General features: G+C 42.1%; 15 protein-coding genes. 11 read left to right on the top strand and 4 right to left on the bottom strand.

Annotated elements, in window-relative coordinates; all coding sequences use genetic code 11:
* Window positions 1-35 precede the first annotated feature (35 nt).
* A complete protein-coding gene (locus tag HUW51_RS23230; RefSeq protein WP_185271971.1) occupies window positions 36-1,322 on the bottom strand; it encodes a citrate synthase in 1,287 nt (428 codons plus the stop codon).
* Between the two features lie 554 nt (window positions 1,323-1,876).
* On the opposite strand from HUW51_RS23230, the gene HUW51_RS23225 reads away from it, so the two are divergent.
* From HUW51_RS23225 to HUW51_RS23210, 4 genes are all read left to right on the top strand, one after another.
* Window positions 1,877-3,061, top strand: a complete 1,185-nt coding sequence (locus HUW51_RS23225) for a porin (RefSeq protein ID WP_185271970.1) — start codon at window positions 1,877-1,879, stop codon at window positions 3,059-3,061.
* 397 nt (window positions 3,062-3,458) lie between these two features.
* Window positions 3,459-4,895 carry a glycoside hydrolase family 140 protein gene (locus HUW51_RS23220; RefSeq protein ID WP_185271969.1) on the top strand — a complete coding sequence of 479 codons (1,437 nt, stop codon included), beginning with the start codon at window positions 3,459-3,461 and terminating at the stop codon, window positions 4,893-4,895.
* A 100-nt stretch (window positions 4,896-4,995) separates the two neighbouring features.
* Window positions 4,996-5,406, top strand: a complete 411-nt coding sequence (locus HUW51_RS23215) for a MarR family winged helix-turn-helix transcriptional regulator (protein WP_185271968.1) — start codon at window positions 4,996-4,998, stop codon at window positions 5,404-5,406.
* Window positions 5,407-5,486: 80 nt separating this feature from the next.
* Window positions 5,487-5,801 (top strand): YciI family protein, encoded by a 315-nt coding sequence (locus tag HUW51_RS23210; protein ID WP_185271967.1) that lies wholly within the window; start codon window positions 5,487-5,489, stop codon window positions 5,799-5,801.
* Window positions 5,802-5,875: 74 nt separating this feature from the next.
* On the opposite strand, the gene HUW51_RS23205 is transcribed toward HUW51_RS23210, so the two are convergent.
* Complete coding sequence (locus tag HUW51_RS23205) at window positions 5,876-6,865, bottom strand: AraC family transcriptional regulator (protein WP_185271966.1); 990 nt, start codon at window positions 6,863-6,865, stop codon at window positions 5,876-5,878.
* A gap of 68 nt (window positions 6,866-6,933) precedes the next feature.
* Between HUW51_RS23205 and HUW51_RS23200 the strand changes: the two genes are divergently transcribed.
* Together HUW51_RS23200 and HUW51_RS23195 are read left to right on the top strand one after the other, a co-directional pair.
* A complete protein-coding gene (locus HUW51_RS23200) occupies window positions 6,934-7,146 on the top strand; it encodes a hypothetical protein (RefSeq protein WP_185271965.1) in 213 nt (70 codons plus the stop codon).
* Window positions 7,147-7,674: 528 nt separating this feature from the next.
* Window positions 7,675-8,364: a helix-turn-helix transcriptional regulator gene (locus tag HUW51_RS23195; RefSeq protein ID WP_185271964.1), complete on the top strand. Its 690-nt coding sequence runs from the start codon at window positions 7,675-7,677 to the stop codon at window positions 8,362-8,364.
* Window positions 8,365-8,604: 240 nt separating this feature from the next.
* On the opposite strand, the gene HUW51_RS23190 is transcribed toward HUW51_RS23195, so the two are convergent.
* On the bottom strand, window positions 8,605-10,125 hold the full coding sequence (locus tag HUW51_RS23190; RefSeq protein WP_185271963.1) for a malate:quinone oxidoreductase: 1,521 nt from the start codon (window positions 10,123-10,125) through the stop codon (window positions 8,605-8,607).
* 326 nt (window positions 10,126-10,451) lie between these two features.
* Here HUW51_RS23190 and HUW51_RS23185 point away from each other — a divergent pair, with 326 nt between their 5' ends.
* The 5 genes from HUW51_RS23185 to HUW51_RS23165 all read left to right on the top strand — a co-directional run bounded on the left by HUW51_RS23185 (window position 10,452) and on the right by HUW51_RS23165 (window position 14,891).
* Window positions 10,452-10,700 carry a hypothetical protein gene (locus HUW51_RS23185; RefSeq protein WP_185271962.1) on the top strand — a complete coding sequence of 83 codons (249 nt, stop codon included), beginning with the start codon at window positions 10,452-10,454 and terminating at the stop codon, window positions 10,698-10,700.
* 129 nt (window positions 10,701-10,829) lie between these two features.
* Window positions 10,830-11,780, top strand: a complete 951-nt coding sequence (locus HUW51_RS23180) for a D-2-hydroxyacid dehydrogenase (RefSeq protein WP_185271961.1) — start codon at window positions 10,830-10,832, stop codon at window positions 11,778-11,780.
* A gap of 61 nt (window positions 11,781-11,841) precedes the next feature.
* The gene (locus tag HUW51_RS23175; protein WP_185271960.1) at window positions 11,842-12,990 is read left to right on the top strand and encodes a glycerate kinase family protein; all 1,149 of its coding nucleotides are present in this window, start codon (window positions 11,842-11,844) and stop codon (window positions 12,988-12,990) included.
* Window positions 12,991-13,096: 106 nt separating this feature from the next.
* Window positions 13,097-14,023 carry a nucleotidyltransferase family protein gene (locus tag HUW51_RS23170; RefSeq protein WP_228466865.1) on the top strand — a complete coding sequence of 309 codons (927 nt, stop codon included), beginning with the start codon at window positions 13,097-13,099 and terminating at the stop codon, window positions 14,021-14,023.
* Window positions 14,024-14,111: 88 nt separating this feature from the next.
* Window positions 14,112-14,891 carry an L-fucose dehydrogenase gene (locus tag HUW51_RS23165; protein WP_185271958.1) on the top strand — a complete coding sequence of 260 codons (780 nt, stop codon included), beginning with the start codon at window positions 14,112-14,114 and terminating at the stop codon, window positions 14,889-14,891.
* A gap of 117 nt (window positions 14,892-15,008) precedes the next feature.
* On the opposite strand, the gene HUW51_RS23160 is transcribed toward HUW51_RS23165, so the two are convergent.
* The gene (locus tag HUW51_RS23160; RefSeq protein ID WP_185271957.1) at window positions 15,009-18,038 is read right to left on the bottom strand and encodes a PKD domain-containing protein; all 3,030 of its coding nucleotides are present in this window, start codon (window positions 18,036-18,038) and stop codon (window positions 15,009-15,011) included.
* Window positions 18,039-18,513: the final 475 nt, after the last annotated feature.

The raw sequence follows: 18,513 nt of genomic DNA, 5'->3' as shown, positions 1-18,513 counted from the left end.
GAAGCCCGCATCTTGCGGGCTTTTCCTTTTTATAGCTATCTGTTTTTAATATCAACGTACTCGCGGGCAGTTTGGCCGGTATAAATCTGGCGTGGCCGTCCGATTGGTTCTTTATTTTCCCGCATTTCTTTCCATTGGGCAATCCAGCCGGGCAAGCGGCCAATCGCAAACATCACCGTAAACATTTCTTTCGGTAGGCCAATGGCTTTATAAATAATGCCGGAGTAAAAATCTACGTTCGGGTATAATTTGCGCTCGATGAAGTACGGATCCGTTAAAGCTGCTTCTTCTAACTGTTTCGCAATTTCCAGAATCGGGTCTTTAACTCCCAGGTTATATAAAATATTATCGCAGGCCGCTTTAATAATTTTTGCGCGTGGGTCAAAGTTTTTGTACACGCGGTGGCCAAAGCCCATTAACCGGAACGGGTCGTTTTTATCCTTTGCCTTTTCGATGTATTTTTTCGAGTCGCCGCCGTCGGCCTTAATAGCTTCCAGCATTTCAATTACTTCCTGGTTGGCGCCGCCGTGTAACGGTCCCCATAAAGCATTAACTCCCGCCGAAATAGAACCAAACAAGCTGGCGTTAGAAGAACCTACCAACCGCACCGTAGAGGTAGAGCAGTTTTGCTCGTGGTCGGCGTGCAGGATTAACAATTTATTTAATGCATCTACTACTACCGGGTTTACGTGGTAATTCTCGGTAGGATCCGAGAACATCATCTGTAAAAAGTTAGAGCAGTAATCTAAACTTTTCTTGGGGTAAACCAATGGCCGGCCTACCGCATGTTTATACGACCACGCTGCAATGGTAGTAATTTTACCCATTAAGCGCGCAATATTTAAGTCAACTTGCTCATCCGTTAAATTTGGGTCCAAGCTGTCCGGATGAAATGCGGTTAACGAGCAGATCATGGAAGACAAAATGCCCATGGGGTGAGCATTGGCCGGATAAGCGCTTAATAAAGTACGGAAATTTTCGTGTACCAGGGTGCGTTTAGCAATTTGCTCATTAAAATGAGTAAGCTCGTGCTGGGTAGGTAGTTTGCCGTAAATCAATAAATAAGCTACTTCAATAAAATTCGACTTGGCGGCTAGTTGCTCAATAGAATAACCCCGGTAGTGCAAAACTCCCAATTCCCCGTCTAAATAAGTAATGGCACTTTGGGTTGCTCCGGTGTTTTTGTACCCCGAGTCGATGGTAATATGACCCGTTTGCGCCCTTAAGGAATTTATATCAATAGCTTTTTCATTTTCGGTACCAACAACTATAGGCAGAGTGTAGGATTTGCCTTCTAAGATTAATTCTGCTGAATCAGACATGCTGTTTTATTATAGTATAAGGATGGAACGTGAGGATTTCTTAGGAAGCGAAATTAGATAAAAATGTATAAAAAGAAAATCTACCCTCAATAATAAACCATTGCTTTAAAATTTTAAGGCTCTTTAATTAATCTTTCATTACGTTCCGGTAATTAGTCTTTAATCGTGGTTTTAAATTGGTAAAATGATTGGTTTGTTGTGGGTATGGTTAAATATTGGAGCGAAATTTTAAAATAGATATGCTTTAGGGTTTGTAGGTATTAAATATAGGTAGTGTTATGATAAATTTTTTAATAATATTAAGTTGGTAAGTATACATTGATTGAGTTTATAAGAAATATAAGTAAGTGTTTTGTAAATAGATTTAAATTTTAGGTTTGATAGGTTTAAAAATGATGTTATTTGTAATTATAAGTTATAATTTAAGGTGTAAAGTAGAAAAATAATATAAATTTTTTAAAAATGCTTTTGATTTTAAAGTTGGTTATTATATTTACATCGAAATAATTAATAAAGCACCACTATTATTAACCAACCTAAAAATTTAAACATTTATGAAAAGACGATCTTTACTCTTAATGGCTGCCTTTGTTATGGGGGCTTTTGGGGCAAATGCCCAATCAGATTCTACTGCTACTGCTGTACCGGCGGCAGCTAAAGAGGCGGGGTCCTTAAGTATTAGCGGTTACGTGGATGCTTATTACCTTTATAATACCAATAACCCTTCCGGTGGTATTAACCAAGGGCGCATTTTTGATTTAATGCACGATAACTTTTCGCTGGGTTTGGTTCAAACGGCACTTACCTATACTAAAGGTAAACTAAAAGTAGTAGCCGATTTAACGTATGGCCCGAACGCCGATTTAGGAAACTTTGGAAATTATAAAACTTTAAACACCAATAAAGACGACATAACCTCTACTTCTTTTGCTATAAAACAAGCCTACGGTACTTATAACTTCACCGATAAACTTGCTTTAACCGTTGGGCAATACGGTACGCACATTGGCTACGAACTCATCGATGCCCCTTTGAACTATAATTACAGTTTGTCTTACTTGTTCGGCAATGGCCCGTTTTACCATACCGGGGCTAAACTGGACTACGTGGCTTCGGATAAATTTAGTTTAATGTTTGGAGTGGTTAATGGTTGGGATGCTTTGCAGGATTTTAACGATAAAAAATCGGTTACGGCCCAGGTACATTTAATGCCGGCCGAAGGCTTTCATGTGTACGCAAACTGGATTGGCGGCGATGAATACGGTGGAAACTCTGCTTTTGGCGCTACTAAAGGTTCTTATACCAGTTTATTTGATATTACCACCGCTTTTCAGGTGAACGATGCCTTTAAAGTAGGTGTAAATGCCGCCTATGGTTCTTTTCGCACCGGTGCCGACCGCGAGGTAGCTGGTACCCGCTGGATGGAAGATGCGACCTGGGGGGGGGCAGCCGTGTATTTAAATTATGAAATGTCGGATAAGTTTGGCTTAGGTTTACGCGCCGAGCATTTTAACGACAAACACGGCGTACGCTACTTCGATAAAATACAAGCTACCGAATTTACTTTAACCGGCGACATAAAATTAGCCGATGGTAACTTTCATTTAAAACCCGAAATCCGTTTTGATGCCACCAAAGATCCGTTTTTTGTGTCGGGCGAAAGCAAGTTGAAAAAGAGTCAGACTACCATTGGAGCCGCCGTTATTTACTCCTTTGATGGCTCTTTCGGCCAGAGATAATCAGGTTTATCAAAATACCTGTTTTTTAAAAAATGAGCCGGTTGGCTGTGCCAAAGTACGCAAACCGGTAAAGATATGAAGCAGCTTTGCGGTGATGTCATAGGGCCTTCTTTAGGATGCGCCCGAGGGGCATTATCGGAGCTGCTTCCCTTTTTTTGTAGCTTTCCAAACGCCAGTTGAACATTATACCCGCCAGCTTAAGCTGGCGGCAATGCAGGTTTTCCGCAGTAGGTTTTCGGATGCTACTACCAACGTCGTTTTTTATTTAATTCTGGAATTGCTTATTCCTTTATTTTAAAAATATTCTTGATTTTACTTATCCTGTAAATTAATTCTTTATTTTGAAGGCTATCATTAACTTATGTGTAGCTCTGTTTAATCAAAATAAATGATGTTAATGCGTTCTCTGGAAAAGTTTAGCCGCCGGTACTTAAGATGGATAATAGGTTTAAGTAGCATCTGGTGTTTTGCGCAAGCAACACCGGCTTGGGCGCAGTATCAGTTAAAAGTAAGTACTAACAAACGGTATCTTCTAAAAGAAAACGGACAGCCTTTTTTTTACCTCGGCGACACGGCTTGGGAATTATTTCATCGCTTAAATCGGGAAGAGGCTACTACCTACCTGCAAGACCGCGCCAATAAAGGTTTTACCGTTATTCAGGCAGTTGTGCTGGCCGAACTGAATGGTTTACACGATCCCAACCCCTACGGCCATTTGCCTTTAATAAACGACGATCCTACCAAACCCAACGACGAATATTTTAAACACGTAGATTATATTGTAGATAAAGCTGCTTCTTTGGGTTTATACATTGGTATGCTGCCTACCTGGGGCGATAAAGTTTTTAAAGATAAATGGGGCGAAGGCCCGGAAATTTTTAACCCCAAAAATGCCGAAACCTATGGCCGTTATATTGGTAACCGGTACAAGAACAAGCCCATAATCTGGATAATTGGCGGCGACCGCAATCCCCGAAACGAACAAGATGTAGCTATTTGGCGCGCCTTGGCAGCGGGCATAGTGGCAGGAGCCGGTAATGTCAATCAAGATAAAGTCATGATGACTTTTCATCCGCAGCCCAAAGAAAAAGGCGGCTCGTCTACCTGGTTCCACAACGATGCCTGGCTCGACTTTAACATGTTTCAAACGGGCCATTGCCGTTTCGCTGACGTGTACGACCACATCAGTCACGATTATAATTTAGCCAATACCAAACCCACCATGGATGGTGAACCTATTTATGAAGATCATCCGGTGTGTTTTAATGCGAAAGAAAACGGCTACTCTAAAGCTTATGACGTGCGCCGCGCCGCTTACCTGGATTTATTTGCCGGGGCCCACGGCCATACCTATGGGTGCCACGCCATCTGGCAAATGAACAAACCCGAAGGTAAAAATTTAAACAATCCTTTAGGTCCCTGGTCCGAAGCCATACATTTGCCCGGCAGCAGCCACATGAGTCACGTACGTTCCCTGATAGAATCGCGCCCTTTCCTGGACCGGGTACCCGATCAAAGTTTGATAACTGCAGCCCTGGAGGGTGGAGATCGCATACAGGCTACCCGGGGAAAAGATTATGCGTTTATTTATTCCACTTCCGGCAAACCCTTTACTGTAAACATGGGCAAAATATCGGGTAAAGAAGTGAACGCCCATTGGTTCGACCCACGAACTGGCGTATCCACGAAATTTGGAAAATTTAAAAATTCGGGTGCCCAGCCATTTACTCCGCCTAGTCAGGACCGCGATAACGATTGGGTTTTAATTTTAGATGATGTTGCCAAGGCCTACGCTGCTCCCAAAATCTGGAAAAAGCCTGATATTAAAAATTAAAATCTTTATAAGTAAATTAGGTTTGGGTAATTAAACGCTTAACTGTAGAAATTTTAAAAATTTAACACAAATCAAGGCCGTAAAACAAAAGCGTTAGCTTATGAAATCAAAAGATTTGCCTATAGGCTATTGGTTGATAAAAGCCGATGCTCTGCTAACCCAAGGCATTAATCAAATTCAAACTACAACCGGGTTGACGCGCCAGGAATGGCAGGTATTACATGCGGTGCAAGAAAGTAAGGGAATTGCAATGCAGGAGCTTTGCAGTATCATGCAGCCCTTCGGCGACGATTTTGCTATAAAGAAGATAATACAGCGTTTCGAACGGGAAAATCTAGTAGAACAACAACAAGATAAGTTGTATGTAACACCTCAGGGCCAGCAACTTCATCAGACAGCTTTAACGCTACAAACAAATTTTCGGGCAAGAAGTATGCAAAACATTACCGAAGCCGAATACCAAACTACCATCGCTACCCTGCAAAAGTTAATCGCTAATCTCGAAGATTAACGACTGACCTGATATTAAAGTAAAGGATGTATTTTTAAATTTTTTGAATTTAACAGCTACCACAAACATCAACTGGTACTATGGAAAAGAAATATTTTCTTCTCAAACTAACTCCAAGCCGCAACGACTTTGCCCAAACCATGACGGACGAAGAAAAAAGCATTATGCAACAACACGTGCAATACGGGCAGCAATTTCTGGCTAATGGTAAAATGCTGGTGTTTGGGCCGGTGTTGGACCCCGCAGCTACTTATGGAGTAGCCATTCTGGCGGTTTCCGACGAAAATGAAGTAATTGAATTTATTCAGAACGATCCGGCCTCGAAAATAAACCAGTACGCGTACTTCCGGATGTTGGCTATGGTAGCGCCGAATGAACTTAATCGCTCCATTTAAGCAGAACAGTATTCTGCGTTTTTAAATTATTCTGCAAGATTAATAATAGGTAGTAATGTAACTAGTAAGCTTATTTATTTTAAAGAAGCGGCATTCCACTTTTTCCGGCGAATCCGGTCCGGGGAATCGCCGAACCATTTTTTAAAAGAATGAATAAAAGCGGCCGGCTCAGCATATCCCAATACATAAGCCAGATTGGTAACGGAATACTCTTGATGTTGCAATAAAAAAGAGCAGATTTGCTTCTTTAAATCTTGCGACAGCAAACGATAACTGCTGTTTTCCCGTTCCAGGCGGCGCTGCAAAGTTCGGGGAGTAAGGCATAAAGTTTCCGAAACGGCTGCAATATCAGGTAAAAGCGGATCCGACAGGGCGAGCATGGTTATTTTAACCTGATTTGGGAAATTTGAATCAGCGGCTTTTAGTACTTCCAGAAGCTTGATGTACTCCGGTATTAAAATTTCCAGCTTTTCTTCCGAGCGTTTACGAATGGCCGCTTTTAAGGTAATCGGTGCAAAAGAAATGCTGTAAGTGGCACCATATACCCAGTTTTTCGGGTAAGAAGAATGCCAAAACGGAGAGCTTAAAGTAAATTCTACCTCGCCACTAACCATCATGGTAATTTCCCGGGAAATAATGGTAAGCACATTTTCCATGATCACCCGGTTTAGTTGTTCTTCGTGGTTGTTAATCTGGAGGGTAATGGTAGCCTGCTCTTGGGTTACCTGGGTGAAAGTAGCTAAAAGGGGCAAGGTAGTTTGCAAATACGAATGCAGGTAATGGAAAGCTTCTTCCAAGGTGGTGGCTTGCAGCGATATCTGGTAAATCAATCCCAGTAACTTTAAGGTCAGGTAATTGCCGGCTTTTATGCCCCACAAATCATCTTGTATTTGCTGGTGCGCCTGTTTTAAAGCAGCATAAAAATCCGGTTCCGGTATCATTAACAAGTCGTCGGTGGCATTAGCTGGTGCTGCAGTATTACCGGCTGCCAACTTGGGTACCAGAACTCCCCGGATTTGGGCGTACTCTAAAAAATTATGTAAATGCAGGGCTGCAATTTTCATTTTGTCGCAAAATATCAACTAATAGCTTAGGAGGGTAGCTAGTTTTGAGTACACTAAAAAATACAATTATGAAAACAATAACAAGCTTAAAATCAGTATTATTAATTAATGCTTTAAGTTCTGGAGCCACTGCCTTGTTGCTATTGCTTTTTCCCGGTTATATTGCAGAATTATTCGGTGCGCCCAAAACCTTGCCTTTTGTAGCCGTCGGCATTTTCTTGTTGCTGTTTGCTGGTTTTGTTTTGGTGCAGAGTCGTAAACCCATCGTGCAGAAAGGCTAGGTAAAATTTATAATTGCCCTGGATATTCTTTGGGTAGTTGAAAGCGCCATTATTTTAGTACCGCAATGGTTCCATTTTAGCACAATTGGTTACTTTTTAATTGCGGCGGTAGCAGTATGGGTAGGAGCAATGGCTATATTGCAAGCTAAAGGTTTAAAGCAAATAACGGTAGCAACTAGCTAATTGGTTTAACTTGCTTAAGTTAAATAGAAGAAAACTAGGCTATCAAATTTTAAAAAATTTAAAAATTTGATAGCCTAGTTTTCTTCTATAATTGAGCGCAGAACGATTTAATATTAGTTCCTGAATTTGCCTTATCAGCCGCAGTCAAGATTATTAAATTAAAAAAATTAACTAAGTAATTTAGCAATTTAGTGCTTGCGTGCGATAAAATATTTATCTTTATTCCTCCAGACCTAAGCCAGATTTGCTGCTTCTACCAAGACTTATAATCTTAATACCTAAAGATTTATAAGTAGAAAAAGGCTTTAAAAGAAAATAGATACTCACAAATTTAATAAACCTCCAATGAACCGGATTGATCGCTTATTTGGCATATTAACTTTGTTGCAATCTAAAAAATACGTTACCGCCGAAAAAATAGCCGATAAGTTTGGCATTAGCGTGCGCACGGTTTACCGCGACGTAAAAGCTTTGGGTGAGCAGGGCATACCGGTAAGTTTTGAGCAAAATAAAGGCTATTTTATTGTGCAAGGCTATTTTCTGCCGCCTATTTCCTTTTCCTGCGAAGAAGCCAATGCCTTACTGCTGATGGAAAGTTTAGTATACGGATTTGCCGATAAATCCATTCAGACGCATTACTCCAGCGCTTTAAGCAAAATAAATTCGGTGCTGCGGGGTTCTCAAAAAGAGAAGCTCGAAATACTAACCAGCAACATCCGGTACCAATTTCCAGCTTGCATACAAAACGATTACGAGTACTTATCGGTGCTGCAAAACGCCATCTCAAACAAAACCATTGTGCAGCTCGATTATAAAAACAATAAAAGCGAAGTTAGCAAGCGCTACATCGAACCGATTGGTTTGCTTTTTTACGCTTTTAGCTGGCATTTAATTGCCTGGTGCCATTGGCGGCAAGAATACCGCGATTTTAAAGTTTCCCGAATTTTAAAAATTACCCCTACGGAGCGGCCTTTCGAGAAACAAGACCACATCGATTTAAAAACCTACCAGAAATTAATTCCAGTGGATTTCTAGATCACGGATTTTCCCGGATTTAGCGGATTACGCGGATTGTATCAATGTGCAATTTATCAAATTTTTTAAATTTCTGATTTTCTCAAATTAGAAGAAAGGTCTTATGCATCTTCTACAAAAGCAGAAAGGTGAACCATTACGTTCACCTTTCTGCTTTTCTGAAAATATTAAAAATTAAAAATTTACGATTAAGTAGAATGAGCATCTGTGTTATCCGCTAAATCCGGAAAAATCCGTGATTTAGATTTGCACGGGTTCGGTTTCTTTAATTCCGAGTACTTCGTGGGTCATGTTGCGCACTTCTTCCAAAAGAGCCTCGTTTTTACTCAACGATTCGCCGAAAGAAGGAATCATTTGTTTAATTTTGGTTTGCGCTTTTTCGGTATTAAACCGTTCCGGGAAGCACCGTTGCAACAAGCTCAGCATAATAGAAACGGCCGTAGAAGCTCCCGGTGATGCCCCGAGTAGAGCGGCAATAGAGCCATCGGCGGCACTTACTACCTCGGTACCAAATTCCAGAACCCCACCTTTTTTCGCGTCTTTTTTAATTACCTGTACCCGCTGACCAGCCGTTTCGAGTTTCCAGTCTTCCATGCGGGCTTCCGGCACAAACTCGCGCAAAGCGGCTAACCGGTCGGCAGGCGATTGCCGTACCTGGTTAATTAAGTACCGGGTTAAAGGTATGTTTTTAATGCCCGCAATAATCATGGGGCGTAAATTATTGGCTTTAATGGATAAAGGTAAATCCAGGTAAGAGCCTTGTTTTAAAAATTTGGTGCTAAAGCCGGCGTACGGACCAAACAACAAAGCTTTCTCGTTATTAATTACCCGGGTATCCAGGTGCGGTACCGACATGGGCGGCGAACCTACGGCAGCTTTACCGTAAACTTTGGCCTGGTGACGGTTTATAATATTGGGGTTGGTGCACACCAGCCATTGCCCACTTACCGGGAAACCACCAAAACCTTTTCCTTCCGGAATTTCTGATTTTTCGAGCAAAGGCAACGAACCGCCCCCCGCGCCAATAAACACAAACCGGGCGCTTAATTTTCTTTTGGCATCGGTAGCTAAGTCTTTTACTTTAATCTGCCAACGGCCATCTTCGGTTTTTTTAAGTTTGCGTACTTCGTGGTGAAAATGGATTTTAACGCCGTCTTGTTCTTTTAAATAATCCAGCATGCTGCGGGTTAAAGCGCCAAAGTTCACGTCGGTACCAATTTCCATGCGGGTAGCCGCTACTTTTTGGTTCGGGTCGCGGCCTTCCATAATCAAAGGCATCCATTGGGTAAGCTGGTTTAAATCTTCGGAGTACTGCATGCCTTTAAACAGCGGGCATTTGGTAAGCGCAGCGTGGCGTTTTTTTAAATATTCTACGTTTTTCTCGCCCCACACAAAACTCATGTGCGGAATACGCCGGATAAAAGACTCCGGAAGGTCGATTAAATTATTCTGAATCAGGAAAGCCCAGAATTGCTTCGATATTTCGAAAGATTCGGCAATATTAACCGCTTTCGACGTATCAATAGAGCCATCCGGTTTTTCGGGCGTGTAATTTAGTTCGCAAAACGCCGAGTGGCCTGTTCCTGCATTATTCCAGGCATCCGAACTTTCCGCGGCGGCTACGTCCAGTCGCTCAAAAATTTCTACGGTAACATCCGGTTCCAGTACTTTAATCATCATGCCCAAGGTGGCACTCATAATACCGGCGCCAATTAAAATAACATCCGGATTATCTTGATTTATTTTATCGTTATTAGTCATAAAAATAAAAGTTTAGAAATGCATCATCCGGTAAAAGAATGATGTTCTTTAAACCGATTACGAATTTGAGTTACAAAAGACTTATTTAAAATCGGATTTTTTTAAAAAATCCGAAAAATTAATCGGGAAAATACCCGCAAGCGCGTAGCCAAAATTAGCCATTCACCCACTATAACAATTGAAAGAGGCTATTGGTTATATCCCCAATACCGGACTTTGGATATACTTTTTAAAATCCGGCTGAAATATGCAAATAGGAGCAAGGCTGAAAGAAAACAAAAACCGATGAAGTTAGTATGCTTAGTTTCTAACAATATAAACCTCACATGAAACAAAGAGAAGTTACCGCTATCGATAATACCACCTGGACTTGCGTGCAGGCTTATGCTGCTGTTAATAGTAAAGCCGCCGAAAAAGCTAACGATTTAAGTGAAAGTGAAAACGGCGAAGTACCGGTTGTTTGCACCCCCAGCGGCGGCGCCCAAACCGTACGGTTGCAGTTACCTAAAAACTGGCTCGAGGCCTACTCCGACGAACAGTTATTGCAAGAAATTGCCGCTAACCAAGGTGCGTAGCGTGGGCTTTGATAAATTATTTTCTTGGTTCGCGCTTCTTTTAAATACGTCAATAGCTTTCGGATTTTTAGAATTAACCATAAGAATTTTTATTTGTAGATTGTTGCCTCAGCTAATTTTTTAAATTTTATGAAGATTGCCTTTTTAGATACCAAAACCATGGGCGATATTCCGAACCTGGAAAAACTGCGTGAGTTCGGGGAGGTAAGTTTATACGCAACTACAGATCCATCAGAAACCTTGGCCCGCGTAAAAGATCAGGATGTAGTTATTACCAATAAAGTAGTTCTGGATAAGGATACGCTGGAAAACAGCCCGAATTTAAAATTAATTTGCGTGGCGGCTACCGGCATGAACAACATAGATTTAACCGCAGCTCAGGATTTAAATATTACCGTAAAGAATGCTGTTGATTATTCTACGCACAGCGTAGCGCAACTTACTTTTGCTTTGCTGCTGCAATTAATAAATAATATACCTTATTTTGATAATTATGTTAAATTGGGTGGTTATTCGGAGTCCGATATCTTTACCCACCTGGGTCCTTCTTACTTTGAAATTAGCGGTAAACAATTTGGTATTATTGGCTTAGGCAACATTGGCCGGCAAGTAGCTAAAATTGCTGCAGCTTTCGGGGCCAAAGTCGTTTATTACTCTACGTCCGGCAAAAACCATAACCCGGATTATGAAAGGTTGGAGCTAAATGAATTTTTAGCTACCTCCGACATTATTTCTATTCATGCTCCCTTATCCGGAAAAACGCGCAACTTAATGGCTTATCCGCAACTGCAGCAAATGAAAAAATCAGCCTTGCTCATTAATGTGGGGCGGGGTGGCATTGTCGATGAAAACGACTTAGCAAAAGCTTTAAACGATGATTTGATTGCCGGGGCCGGTTTAGATGTGTTTGCCGCTGAGCCTATTAAACCCGATAACCCGTTGTTGAAAATTAACAATCCGGCTAAACTGGTATTAACCCCACACATTGCCTGGTCCAGCCACGAAGCCCGCATATTGCTCATGGATAAAGTACTGCAGAATATCCGGGATTTTTTTAAAATAGATGGAGTTCATTCATAAATCTAACCTCAACCCAATTAATTTTAAAAAATTTAATTTTTGAATAAATAATCTTCAACAAATGCACGTAGTAATCTCTCCCAATGCTTTTAAGCACAGCCTTTCGGGTTTAGAAGTGGCAAACGCTATAAAAGCGGGTCTGGAAGAAAGTAATATAGACGCTACTTACTTCATTTTTCCGGTGGCCGATGGGGGAGAAGGCATGCTGGAAATTCTGGTAAACCATTGGCAGGGAACTTACCGGCAGGTGGCCGTGCTGGATCCATTACTCCGGCCAATTACCGCAACATTTGGCTTAGTTAACCAAGGGAAAACCGCCGTAATAGAGTTGGCGCAAGCTTCCGGGTTAAAACACCTGACTAGCACAGAACCTGATCCCTTGCAAGCTTCTACCTATGGTACAGGGCAATTAGTAAAAGCCGCTCTGGACGCTGGAGTTCAGGAAATTTTAATAGGCGTAGGCAATAGTGCCACTGTAGATGGTGGTACCGGCTTGCTGCAAGCTTTAGGCGTTCAATTTTACGATGAACAAGATCAGCAACTACCGCCTGGTGCGGCCTCTTTGCGGCAACTAGCCCGGATAGACTTAACAGAACTCGATTCCCGATTAGAAACTTGTGAAATTACCGTAGTGTGCGATGTCGATAATCCTTTGCTTGGCCCCAAGGGAGCTGCCTTCGTATTTGGGCCGCAAAAAGGCGCCGACGAAAAGGCAGTGGTTTTACTCGAAAATGCCCTAACTAACCTAGCTCAAATCATTCAGCAGCAATTTAATAAGCAAATAGCGCATTTGCCCCACGGTGGAGCCGCCGGAGGAACTGCCGCCGGGTTAGCCGCTATTTTAAATGCTAAGCTGGTGCCCGGTACAGAATACATCCTACAGAAAACCAATTTCCGGGAATTACTTAACAATGCCGATTTACTGATAACCGCCGAAGGAGGCCTGGACGAGCAAACTTTAGCCGGTAAAGGGCCCTACGGTGTAGCTAAATTGGCAAAAAATTTAAAAATTCCGGTGGTTGCCTTGGCCGGGCAAATGCCAGTTGATTTAAATTTAAAAGATTTCCACTATTTCGATGCGGTATTTCCGATTGGTACAGGGCCGGTACCTTTAACCGAAGCCATTGCGCATACGGCCGTAAATCTAAAACGTACCGCCTGTCAGGTAGGCAAACTTTTGCTATTACCGGTAAATACCCGTAAAACATAACTGATCTGGCTGGTTAGGAGTAAAAGAAATTGGTTGCAGTATGCCGCCAAAGGCAATGCTACTTACGGTATACTTAACTTATTTCTTTACTAATAAACTAACAGGCATGGAACAAGCGCCCACTTTAGTGGTTCTGGCGGCCGGTATGGGCAGTCGATACGGTAAACTCAAGCAACTCGATAGCTTTGGGCCAAACGGTGAAACGATTATGGATTACTCGATTTACGATGCTGTTAAAGCCGGTTTTGGTAAAATAGTGTTTGTAATCCGGAAAGTTCTGGAAGAGGAATTTACTGCTACTATTTTGTCCCGGGTGCCAGCCCAGGTTCCGGTGGTTTTGGCTTTTCAGGAGCTCCAGGTGGTACCGGGCAATCTGGCCGTACCGGCTTCACGTGAAAAACCCTGGGGCACGGGGCATGCTTTGTGGTCGGCACGGGCGCAGATACAAGAGCCTTTTGCGGTAATTAACGCCGACGATTTTTATGGTTATTCTTCCTTCCGGCAAGTAGCTGATTTTTTAAAAAATTCCTCTCGTAGCAACTCAACTAAGCCGCAATGGTGCCTGGCAGGTTATCCTTTACTGAATACTTTGTCTAAAAACGGTAGCGTGTCGCGGGCTTTGTGTAAAGTAGATGAAAATAAGCAGTTGCTTTCGGTGCGGGAGTTAAAAGAAATTTTTAAAAAAGAAGACCAAATTGTCGCCAGTTTACCCCAGCAAAAAGAATTGCATTTAACCGGCCAGGAAACCGTATCGATGAATTTCTGGGGTTTTACGCCGGCTATTTTTCCTGTATTGGAAAACTACCTGGTAGCATTCTTAAAAAAACAAAACCACACCGAGAAAGCGGAATTTTATATCCCGGAAGCCGTTAATCAGATGCTAACGGATAATGTAGCAACAGTACAAGTGCTCACGTCTGCGGATCAGTGGATGGGCGTAACTTACCCCGAAGATAAAGAAGAAGTAAAACGCCAGCTCTCCGAGTTAATTGCTACCGGGCAGTATCCGCAAAAATTGTGGCCATCTGGTTGAGAGTGGTACTGGCCAAAAGAAAAAAATAAAAGTTTTGCCTTTTTAGATTAATCCTGATTACTTGGCTCCCTGTATCTAAAAAGCAACCATGAATTTAGAGTTAAAAGATAAAATAATTTTAGTAACCGGGGGAGCCAAAGGGATTGGCGCCGGCATTTCGCAGGTGTTGGCGGCCGAAGGCGCTCTGCCGGTAATTATTGGCCGCAACGAGCAAGATAATCAAGCCATGGTGCAAGAAATTGTACATGCCGGCGGAAAAGCAGACCAGGTAGTAGCGGAATTAACCAATCCGGAGGCCAGTAAACTAGCCGTAGAAACCGTAATGGCGCGTTATAACCAAATTGATGGGCTGGTAAACAATGCCGGCGTAAACGATGGTGTGGGTTTAGAACATGGCGATTACGAAAAATTTATGCTTTCGCTGCACCGGAATGTAGTACACTATTACCTAATGGCACATTATGCGCTACCGGCTTTAAAGCAAAGCCAGGGAGCTATTGTAAACATTACTTCCAAAACGGCCAAAACCGGCCAGGGCAATACCTCGGCTTACGCGGCTGCTAACGGCGGCCGGAATGCGCTAACCCGCGAATGGGCTGTGGAATTATTGCCCTACAAAATCCGGGTAAATGCCATAATAGTAGCCGAAGCCTGGACTCCCTTGTACCAGGATTGGATTAAAACTTTCCCGAACCCGGAAGAAAAACTAAAATCCATTACCGATAAAATACCCCTGGAAAAACGCATGACCACCGCCGAAGAAATTGCCAATACGGTAGCATTTCTGTTATCGCCCAAATCCAGCCATACCACCGGCCAGTTAATTCACGTAGATGGCGGCTACGTGCATCTCGACCGGGCTTTGTAAGGATCTGTTAAATTGCTTAGAAGGTAATTTTTTAAAAATTTAGAATGGCTACCAAATTTAAAAACAAGAAGGCCTTTGCAAATCTGCAAAGGCCTTCTTGTTTTTAAATTTTATTAATTATTTACCCAGGATAACCCGTAAATGTTGTACGTCGTTTTTAGTAGTTAACCGGATGATGTAGATACCTTCTTTATTTTGGCTGGCATTCCAAGTTACTTGTACGTTTTCGCCGGCTACCGCTTTCGCAGTTTTTAAAGTTTTTACTAAGTTACCGCTCAAATCATATACTTCTAATTTGTAGTCTTGCGATTGCGCAGAGGTAAACTGGATGGTAGTTTGACCTTGGAACGGGTTCGGGTAGTTACTCAGGCTTACGGCGGTAGCAGTTTGTAAAGTGGCGTTAGCAGATGCTACTTTGCTGGCTGCCTGGTTGATTACTTTAAATTTAATGGTAGCTGAAGTTCCTGCTGTACCGCTGGCATTAGTACCGGAGTATGGAGAAGCTTTTAAGGTGTAATCGCCTAAAGAGAATACCACACCACCGTAGTTAATGCTGCCATCACTTTTTTTCTCGTCACCGAATAAGGTGTAAGGAGCTGTTTCGGTTTTGTTTACAGTCCATTTGCCGCTTAAAGCTAATTTAATGCTTTTTACTGTAGCAGCGTCGGCGTTAACCCGAATGTTTAAGTTTTTAGTTGGCAGGGTAGCTAAGTTTAAAGTAGCGCCATCCTTTAGGGTTAAAATATCTTTATCTGTATCGGCATTAACTAAAGTAAATACCAGTTGCGAATTAGTAGTTACTTTGTTGTTTACCACAATTGTTACCTGGTCGGCTAAACTTACTGCTTTTTGAGAGTTAGTAGCTACTAAACTGAAAACATAAGTTCCGGCGGTTAAATTACTAACAACTGGTTTTGCTGTAGTTTTGCTGCTGAAGCTGGCCGTAGAAGGGCCGCTTACCTGGCTCCAGGTATAACCCGAGATGGTAGCTTTTGCATCGGTAGCGCTGCCGGTCAAAGTTACGGAGTTAGTTGGTAGCGTAATAGTAATATCGGCACCGGCATTGGCAACTGGTAAAGAAGGAGCTGTATTTACGGTTACCGTTACTTGGTCACCGGCACTGGTTAGGTTTAAGTTGTTAGTAGCAACCAGGTTGAATACGTAGGTTCCGGCGGTTAAGCCACCAACAATTGGCTGCGCAATTGTTTTACTGTTAAAGCTGGCCGTAGTAGGACCGCTTACCTGGCTCCAGGTATAGCCCGTAATGGTGCCATTCACATCGGTAGCGCTACCGTTTAACGCTACGGTGCTGGTGGGCTGGGTAATGGTAATATCGGTGCCGGCATTAGCTACGGGGTTTTGATTCACCACCGGATTTTGCGTTTTAGTTGAATCGGTCTGGTCTGTTACGGTAAAGGCGATTGTTAAAGAGGTTCCAACGGTATCTGAGTCCATGGCAGCAGAATAAATATTACCTTGCAATTGATACGTACCTACGGTTGGAGTCCAGGCGTTGTAATCATTACCTACAGTTCCAAATAAAACAAAAGGAGCAGTAGCTTCGGCGTAGTTTTTATTTTCGGCGCCGCTTAAACGGAAAGAAACGCTATCTACGGTGTTGGTGGAGGTGTTTGCCCGGATGTTCAGGTTGCGGGTTGGCAAAGTAGCCAGATTCAGTGTGGTGCCATCCGTTAAAGTAAATAAATCTTGGTCGGTGTCGGCGTTTACTAAGGTAAAGCTTTCTACTTTTTGGTCTACTACTGGTTTTTCTACTACCGGTGGTTGTTCTGTACCGTTTACAGCAGTATTTATAATCCAAAAATCAGTTTCGCCTTTGGCAACAGCCAATTTTTGGGTGCCGGTGGCAGAGTTGGAGGTGCCGGCTAAAATGTAAGCGCCAGTGCTTGTTTGTTGAATGGATTGCAGGTTATCGTAGCCAGCGCCCCCGAAAGTTTTGTCCCATTTTTTAGCGCCATTGGCATCTACTTTAACAATCCAATAATCGGCATTCCCGTTGGTATCGGTAGTTTTATCGCCGCTGATCGGGGAGCTAGAGGTTCCGCCTAACAAATAACCGCCATCAACAGTAGAGATTACACTTTGTAAGTAGTCGTTGTTTGTACCGCCAATCGTTTTATCCCATTTTTTAGCGCCGGCCGCATCTAATTTAACAATCCAGTAATCGCCGAAGCCTTTAGAAGCAGCTGATTTATCGCCGCCAACCGCTGATTTAGAAACGCCTCCTGCCAAGTAGCCACCATCATTGGTAAGTACCATCGAGGTAAAAATCTCGTCTAAATTTCCGCCTAAGGTTTTATCCCATTGTACATTGCCGGCAGCGTCGGTTTTTACTATCCAGAAATCGCCGTAACCTTTAGATGCAGCTGATTTATTGCCACCAGCCGGCGAGAAAGAATGACCGCCTAAAATGTAGCCGCCATCAGTAGTTTGTTGTACGGTTTGTAAATAATCAAAGCTGCTGCCACCAATGGTTTTATCCCAGGTTTTAGCGCCGTTTACATCTATTTTAACTAACCAGTAATCGTGTTCGCCTTTAGAAGCGGCAGTTTTATTAAATCCGGTTTTACCACTAACCGGAGATTCTGAGATACCACCTAAGATATAACCGCCTTCTTTGGTTTGTACCACTGATTTTAAATAATCGTTAGAATTACCGCCGTAAGCCTTATCCCAGGTTTTATTGCCAGTAGCATCTAATTTTACCACCCAAAAATCTTGTTTGCCAGCGGCGGCGGCAGTTCTGTCGCCGCTTACTGGCGAATCAGAGCTTCCGCCTAAAATATAACCGCCATCATTGGTTTGCTGAATGGCTTGTAAATAATCAGAACCGCTGCCACCTAAGGTTTTATCCCATTGTTTGTTGCCGGCGGCATCCAGTTTTATAATCCAGAAATCTTGTTTTCCTTTAACATCTACCGATTTGTTGCCGCTAACCGGCGAATCAGAGGTGCCGCCCAAAATAAATCCACCGTCTTTAGTTGGTAAATGAATTTGCAAAATATCCGCTTTGCTTCCCCCGTAGGTTTTATCCCAAACTTTAGATAAACCATCTTGAGCGAAGCCAGTATTGGCAAAATGAAAGCTTGCTAATATAATCAGGGATGCGCGGGTAAAGATTTTTTTCATATTAAAATTTATAAGGACTTTAAAGCGTAGTTTGTATTGGGTTTGTACTAGTGTACTTATTGTATTATTTTAATTTTTTAGGATAAACCTGGTAAGTTTTGCTGGCTTATTGAACTTTAGAGAGTAAATCAGTTAAAAAGTTCAAGATTATTAAAGTAAAAGGCGATAGTTGAAAGTGATTAATTTATAATTTAAGCTCTGTGATAGTGTGGCTTTTAAAGTTATTCCGTTTAGCACTGTTCTTGTTAAATTTTTAGTTAATTGTTAGCAACTATCTTAATTACTGTTGTTTTTATCAATATAAAGCCTTTTTTGCTTCCGTTTATATTGATGATACAAAGTAAAGTATAATTTGATTAATTAAGTTTAGGTAGCTAAAGGTATATCTAAAAATTTTTACTGTTCCTGTAAAAGTTATATTTATAACTTAGATTATAACTGTATTTTAAAATGAAGCATGAAGCAGTGCTTTGTA

This window comes from Adhaeribacter swui, from assembly GCF_014217805.1.
GTDB lineage: Bacteria > Bacteroidota > Bacteroidia > Cytophagales > Hymenobacteraceae > Adhaeribacter > Adhaeribacter swui.
This window is presented reverse-complemented; position numbering and strand designations above follow the sequence as displayed.

Excerpts from the sequence above, each read along its gene's own strand:
- HUW51_RS23200 (WP_185271965.1), top strand. The coding sequence starts at position 6,934 with ATGAAAACAATAACAAGCTTAAAATCAGTATTATTAATTAATGCTTTA.
- HUW51_RS23165 (WP_185271958.1), top strand. The coding sequence starts at position 14,112 with ATGAATTTAGAGTTAAAAGATAAAATAATTTTAGTAACCGGGGGAGCC.
- HUW51_RS23185 (WP_185271962.1), top strand. The coding sequence starts at position 10,452 with ATGAAACAAAGAGAAGTTACCGCTATCGATAATACCACCTGGACTTGC.
- HUW51_RS23220 (WP_185271969.1), top strand. The coding sequence starts at position 3,459 with ATGCGTTCTCTGGAAAAGTTTAGCCGCCGGTACTTAAGATGGATAATA.
- HUW51_RS23205 (WP_185271966.1), bottom strand. The coding sequence starts at position 6,865 with ATGAAAATTGCAGCCCTGCATTTACATAATTTTTTAGAGTACGCCCAA.
- HUW51_RS23180 (WP_185271961.1), top strand. The coding sequence starts at position 10,830 with ATGAAGATTGCCTTTTTAGATACCAAAACCATGGGCGATATTCCGAAC.
- HUW51_RS23175 (WP_185271960.1), top strand. The coding sequence starts at position 11,842 with ATGCACGTAGTAATCTCTCCCAATGCTTTTAAGCACAGCCTTTCGGGT.
- HUW51_RS23215 (WP_185271968.1), top strand. The coding sequence starts at position 4,996 with ATGAAATCAAAAGATTTGCCTATAGGCTATTGGTTGATAAAAGCCGAT.
- HUW51_RS23210 (WP_185271967.1), top strand. The coding sequence starts at position 5,487 with ATGGAAAAGAAATATTTTCTTCTCAAACTAACTCCAAGCCGCAACGAC.
- HUW51_RS23170 (WP_228466865.1), top strand. The coding sequence starts at position 13,097 with ATGGAACAAGCGCCCACTTTAGTGGTTCTGGCGGCCGGTATGGGCAGT.
- HUW51_RS23160 (WP_185271957.1), bottom strand. The coding sequence starts at position 18,038 with ATGAAAAAAATCTTTACCCGCGCATCCCTGATTATATTAGCAAGCTTT.
- HUW51_RS23195 (WP_185271964.1), top strand. The coding sequence starts at position 7,675 with ATGAACCGGATTGATCGCTTATTTGGCATATTAACTTTGTTGCAATCT.
- HUW51_RS23225 (WP_185271970.1), top strand. The coding sequence starts at position 1,877 with ATGAAAAGACGATCTTTACTCTTAATGGCTGCCTTTGTTATGGGGGCT.
- HUW51_RS23230 (WP_185271971.1), bottom strand. The coding sequence starts at position 1,322 with ATGTCTGATTCAGCAGAATTAATCTTAGAAGGCAAATCCTACACTCTG.
- HUW51_RS23190 (WP_185271963.1), bottom strand. The coding sequence starts at position 10,125 with ATGACTAATAACGATAAAATAAATCAAGATAATCCGGATGTTATTTTA.